Origin of the sequence: Roseovarius sp. D22-M7 (genome assembly GCF_037083785.1) — a bacterium.
In the GTDB taxonomy this organism is placed as follows: Bacteria; Pseudomonadota; Alphaproteobacteria; order Rhodobacterales; family Rhodobacteraceae; genus Roseovarius.
Genome location: NZ_JBAPKY010000101.1, coordinates 1 through 5,730 on the forward strand (window position 1 = coordinate 1; position 5,730 = coordinate 5,730).

Annotated in this window: 3 protein-coding genes; all 3 read right to left on the reverse strand. The window is 57.7% G+C overall.

Features of this window, described 5'->3' with window-relative positions; translation table 11 throughout:
• Window positions 1–154: 154 nt before the first annotated feature.
• Entirely contained in the window at window positions 155–1,018 is an 864-nt protein-coding gene (locus tag V8324_RS20820; protein WP_336421813.1) for a metallophosphoesterase, read from the reverse strand.
• 137 nt (window positions 1,019–1,155) lie between these two features.
• Window positions 1,156–3,786, reverse strand: a complete 2,631-nt coding sequence (locus tag V8324_RS20825; protein WP_336421814.1) for an aminotransferase class III-fold pyridoxal phosphate-dependent enzyme — start codon at window positions 3,784–3,786, stop codon at window positions 1,156–1,158.
• 706 nt (window positions 3,787–4,492) lie between these two features.
• Entirely contained in the window at window positions 4,493–5,680 is a 1,188-nt protein-coding gene (locus tag V8324_RS20830; RefSeq protein ID WP_442970590.1) for an IS256 family transposase, read from the reverse strand.
• Window positions 5,681–5,730: the final 50 nt, after the last annotated feature.

The window sequence follows — 5,730 nt, forward strand, 5'->3', positions numbered from 1 at the left end:
TCCTCCACGGAGAAACTCCTTCCCTATTCCAAGACAGGGACGGATTCCCAGAAATCATAAGTCAGAAGAAGGTGGGCCCCAGATCGCGCTTACGTTGCATCGCAACTAACGGATAAACTCGCAAGCGTAAACGAGGTTTCCGCCGAGACGGTGTCTACCTGTCTTTTCCGGTTTGGAGGAACCCGACACCCTCTTTTGTAATCAGGGCTGCACTCAGGCGGCCGGTGGCATAGCCACCTGTATCAATCGCGATACGACCATCCGCGGCATGAGGGATGTCGACGATGGTGTGGCCATGTACGACCCATTGTTCATCCTGGCGCGGGGTGCTCAGAAACTCTGGATGACCCCAAAGCAAGGCATTTTCGCTCTGTTCAGAGAGAGGCCGGTGAGGGTTCGCCCCGGCATGCACTGCCCAGACATTCCCGTTTTGCCAGGTCAATGGGCGCGTACGTAGCCATGCGATCATCTCGTCGCCCATGGCAGCCACCAATGCGTCGCACATGCTCCGTATGGCAATTGGATCATTGCTGTTGCCACGCGGAGGGGCGACGCCAAAGCTGGCCAGGACCTGCAACCCGCCATTCCTCAGCCAGCGAGAGGCTGCGCGCTCGGGGTCGTCAATTGCGTCTAGCAGCATGCGCTCGTGGTTGCCCATCAAACACCTGACCGGCGGCGTATCCTCCTCGGAAACGGTCATCAGCATTTCCAGAACTTCACGGCTCTGGTCGCCACGATCTGTGTAATCACCCAAGAAGACAATTGGCCAATCAGGACACTGCAGCTTGAGTTGCTGTCTAAGATCATGGAGCAGATCAGCGCGGCCATGGATGTCGCCAATGGCGACAAAGGGTTCGGCCGGTTGTGGTGGCCAAGCTGGTTTCTTCTGGCTCGACCGTAGCGACGCTTTGCTTCCAAGCTGTTTGAGACGTGTCCACATGAAATTGGTATATAATTTTGTTCGGAGGATAACACTTGGAATCGAAGATTTATCCCTAGGTATCCAGTCCAGCGTCATTGCGGAAGCCTGCTTGAGGTATGGTGTCTGCAACAACGTCCCCGAGGAGGCCGAACCTTCAGATGCTCAACGCGCACCGCTTGGAAATTTCCACCGCATTCGCGACGTGATCTCATACAGGCTGCAATTTCTCAGACCTATTCATTCATCACATTCTTGGAGCCTGACAGTAGAAATCGATGTTCATACACCGCTGATACTCGCGCAAAATCCGCGTCGTTCAGAAGTCGCCCACCCCATTGAGGCTCTGCTGGCGCGAACCCGTGTTTGCGTGCCATTTCGGCGATCCGATCCGCCTCTGGCAAAGAAAGGTCACGCCCAAGACTGTAGTCGCTGGTCTCGCCCTCCAGGGCAAGCAACATCGTCTCACCGAGGCAGCCCCAGGCCAGATTTTTGGGCAGCGTTTGGAATGGCCCAAGATCGAGAGGAAAAGGTGGTTGCACGAGCCCGCCGTCGAAGACGAGGACATCATGATCCCCGAGATCGGTCATGGCTACGTTGGGGGGACGTGCAACGTCACAAACGATTGTTCCCGGCTTCAGGGTCATCGGGTCCACCAGGGCGATATCTGCACTCGTGGCGACCAGCACCACATCGGCAGTTGCCAGACTCGCGTCGAGATCAGTCGTAGCCACGAGAGGAGACACCTTGCCTTGTGCGAAGCAGACATCGTTGAGGCTTTCGGCCAGACCCTTGCCCTCCTGTGCACGCTCCGCAGGAAGCATGCTGCGGACGTCATTCCACAGCCCACCTGCGCCAAACGGCTGCTCCTCCGCTAGCAGGACGTGGGTCACTTCATCAGCCACCTTACCGACCAGCTTAGGGGCGTGCTGATTTCGGGCATTGCCGACCAGCGACAGTCGTCCAACACGACGCGCAAGCATAAGGGAGGCAAGACGGCCAATTGCACCCGTCGCTCCGACAACGACGACATGTGCATCCGACAGGTCCATTCCGACGCGCTTGGCAACGCGTTCGATCGCAGTGACGGCGACGACGGTCGTTAGGGTATTACCGCTGGTTACCGGAGTGCCGCGCCCCGCGATCGCAGACCCGCCATTGGTCACAATCGAAGTAAAAGCACCGAGACCAAGGCGATTGGCCCCATATTCCACCGCCATATCAGCAGCGTCCTTGATCATTGTGCGGGCGGACGATCGCCCCTTGCCCAGCATACTGGAAGGCAGCAGAGGCACGGACATGATCATCCCTTCGACTGTCGCGCCCGTGCGCGACCGGCTCTGTGGTACAGGCCAAGCAAAGCCTGGACCGATTTGCTTGGCGAATTGCAGCCAAGCCGAACGTTCTTCGAGGCTGAAAGATGCGAACGAAGGATCGGATTTCAACAGATCCTCTTCCTCGGTGTAGTGGATCAGAAAACAGAACCGTGCACCCTCTACCTGCGAGATATCACGCATTGGGCCTTTCTGTGGTTGTACATAGTTCGTATCGTATATGCGTTTCCGGCGCTCGGGTGCCACCAGATGCCGCAAGATGGCGCTATGCTCCTTGTGTTCCAGCAAATGGCAAACCGTGTCCAAAGCATTGATGCACTGGTCGATTTCGGCCCGTCCGGCAATCAGAGGCGGCTGCAGGCGCATCACATGCGCGTCGTTGAACACCGGCGCTGTCAGGATGCCTTCGACATTGAGAAGGTATGAGCTGAGGATCGCGATGAAACCGCCATTGAGACTGCAGAAGGCCATCGTGCCCGAGCCGTTCTTCTCGATTGGCTCTCGGAATTCCAGCCCGGCCATGAAACCGCGGCCGCGCACACCACGAATGACATTCGGATACCGCTTATGAAGATCCTGCAACCTGCTTTGCAGATATCGCCCATTGTCAGCGACGTGACTGATCAGGGAAGCGCCATTCGCCGTGAGCCTGTCGAGGGCCGCATTTGCGGCTGCGCAGGCCAGCGTGTTATTTGCGAAGGTAGAGCTGTGCAGCGTGCCAAAGCGATCGTCCCAAACTGAGGGTCTCGCGATGCAGGCTGCTATAGGCATAAGCCCTCCGCCAAGCGCCTTTCCCAGAAGCAGCATGTCCGGCGCCGCGGTGCAATCCTCGCAGGCAAAGAGGCGTCCCGTACGACCCAATCCGGTCTGGATTTCATCCACGACACACAGGACGCCATGTTCGCGACAAAGCGCGATCACACTGGCGAGGTAGTCATCAGGCGGACAGATGACGCCCCCTTCGCCCTGAATCGGCTCAACGATAAACGCGGCAATTTTATCAGCCTGAGCCTCAAACCGGCCTTTCAGCGCGACAATATCGCCGAAGGGCACATAGTCGAACGCGTTAGCGGGAGCTCCAAAGTCCTTTTGGTAGAGTGACTTGCCCGTCGCCGACAGCGCTCCTAGCGTCTTGCCATGAAATCCGTTCGAAGCTGACAGTATGATATTCCGCCCTGTGCGTGCACGGGCAAGCTTGATGGAGGCTTCCACCGCTTCAGCACCACTATTCGCCAACGTAACGATACCGAGATCGAACGGTGTGATGGCCGCAAGGCGTTCGGCAAGACGCTCGGCTTCATTCGATCTAAGCGGCTGTACCATCGACGGCGCCATGGACGTCTGGGCCGATATCAGCGCTTTCCAGATATCGGAGGGGTTATGACCGAAGGGCAACGCGCCGTACTGAGAGAGAAAATCCAGATAGTCACGTCCGCTGGTATCCTTGAGTCGGCAAGCTTCACCTTCAACCATCATGACATCGAGGCCATACATTTCGAGGAGACGTGCACGGGTGGGATTGAGTGCACTCATGATGGCACCTTTCGTACTGATGACTAAATTCCGGAAGCGGCAGCCTGCAGGCAGTTTCACTCCGTCGCATCAAGCTGCCTTTTATGCGCGTTTTCCAGGCCGAAAGCTTTCTAGCAATGGCGTGTTTGCGAGTGAGCAGTTGACATTATAGGGCCACGAAGTGTTGATTAAAGGTTAAACTGACCAGGCATGATAAGACTTGGTTAATCTCTTGGCCTGTGCAGTTTGGGTTAAGTCAGGGTTACCAAAAGACCCTAGTTGCAAAATCAAGTTGATGCCAACTCAGGATAGATCCCATGGCGGAAATCAGCTCAGATCGGCACAGAACCGAAAGTCTAGGAAAAGAAATTTCTTTTTTTTCGTTTTTCTTTTTTGATACTATATGGAATAATCGATGTACATTTGCTGAAGCATCACCGCTGGCGAAATCTAGTCACCCGGAGTCAAATTTGCGATCATTGACATGACGCAACTTTTTTGGGGGTACGGCATGCGGGGGCGGGCATCGGTTGCGATTGCACTCAACGATGAGGAGCGCGGTTTTCTGGAAGCACAGTTGCGCAGGCATAAGGCGGCGCGGTCGCTGTCCGACAGGTGCCGGATCGTGTTGAAGTGCACTGACGGTCTGACCAGCAAAGAGGTTGGTGTCTGGAAAGTGGTGGAAATTCTCCGGTGGCGTTCTCCAAGCGGGTTGATGTGCGCTTGATCAAGCGGCGAGGTCAAGGGTCATTGGCTCAATCGGTTTGTCGAGGGTTTGCCATCCGTCGACCTTGCGCATGGTGATCTGGCCAGAGGCCAGGAGCGCCCAGAGAAGCATCGGCACGGTTTCGGCGCAGGGCAGCACAGCTTGGGTCTTGATCCGGCGACGGAATTCCTCGTTCAGGCGTTCGATCGCGTTGCTGGTCCGCGCCGCCTTCCATTGTGCCGGGTCGAGGCGGGTGAAGGTGAAGAGGCGATCCCCGGCCTCTTTCAGGCTGTCGGCGACAGAGCGGCACTTGAGCCGCCACTTGCGCAGAAAAGCCTTGCGGCGCTTTTCCACCTCGGCCGCCGTTTCGGCATAGATCATGTCACGATAATCGTTGCCGAGTTCTTCATGCATGTGCTTGGGCGCTTGGGCCAACAGGTTGCGATGCTTGTGAACGGTGCAGCGCTGAACAGCCAGGTCGTCGCCCCACAGCGCCACCAGAGCCGCCTCCAACCCGGGTGCCCCGTCGACGATCACGAATTCGGGGCGTTTGAGGCCGCGCACATCGAGGTCATCGAGGAATGCCCGCCAAGCTGCGGTGCTCTCGCCGCCCATGTTCATGATGGAAAGCAGGACCTTCTGGCCGTCACGGCGCACGCCAATGGCGGCCAGCACCGAGATGTTCGTCGCCCTTTTGTCGCTCCGCGTCTTGATCACGGTGCCATCGAGGATCACGCGGACGATGTCTTCATCGGCAAGGCTGCGGGCGCACCAGGCGTCCCAGTCCACCTTCACCTTGCGCCAGGCCCGACTGACCACATCTTTGCTCACCGCCCCCTTGAACAGGGCATGGAGCGCGCGCTTCACACGGCGGGTGTTCGTGCCCGAGAGATAAACGGATGCGATCAGCGCCTCCGCTCGTTTCGTCAGGCGCTGATAGCGCGGCAGTGCCTTCGAGCGCCATTCGGCCACCTTGCCACCCTCGTGCTTGATTCGGGCCCGCGGCACGCTGATCGTCTCGGTGCCGAATGTCCCGGTGATCCGGCGATCCCGGCTGCCGTGGCGGTAGCCCTTCACCGCCCCCGCATCGCGGCCATAGCGCAGCCGCCCGAGAAAGCTGTCCATTTTGTCTCCGGGATTCACAATCAGCGTGGCAACGTGCAACCGCCCGACCTTGAAGCCTTCCTGCACCAGCAGACCCCGCAGCATGCGGCTGCCCGCGAATGGGAATTCCATATGCAGCTTGTCGATCCGGTGCA

What these genes read in the sequence shown, in the direction of transcription:
- V8324_RS20820 (WP_336421813.1), bottom strand. Translation starts at nt 1,018, where the DNA reads ATGACGCTGGACTGGATACCTAGGGATAAATCTTCGATTCCAAGTGTT.
- V8324_RS20825 (WP_336421814.1), bottom strand. Translation starts at nt 3,786, where the DNA reads ATGAGTGCACTCAATCCCACCCGTGCACGTCTCCTCGAAATGTATGGC.
- V8324_RS20830 (WP_442970590.1), bottom strand. Translation starts at nt 5,680, where the DNA reads ATGCTGCGGGGTCTGCTGGTGCAGGAAGGCTTCAAGGTCGGGCGGTTG.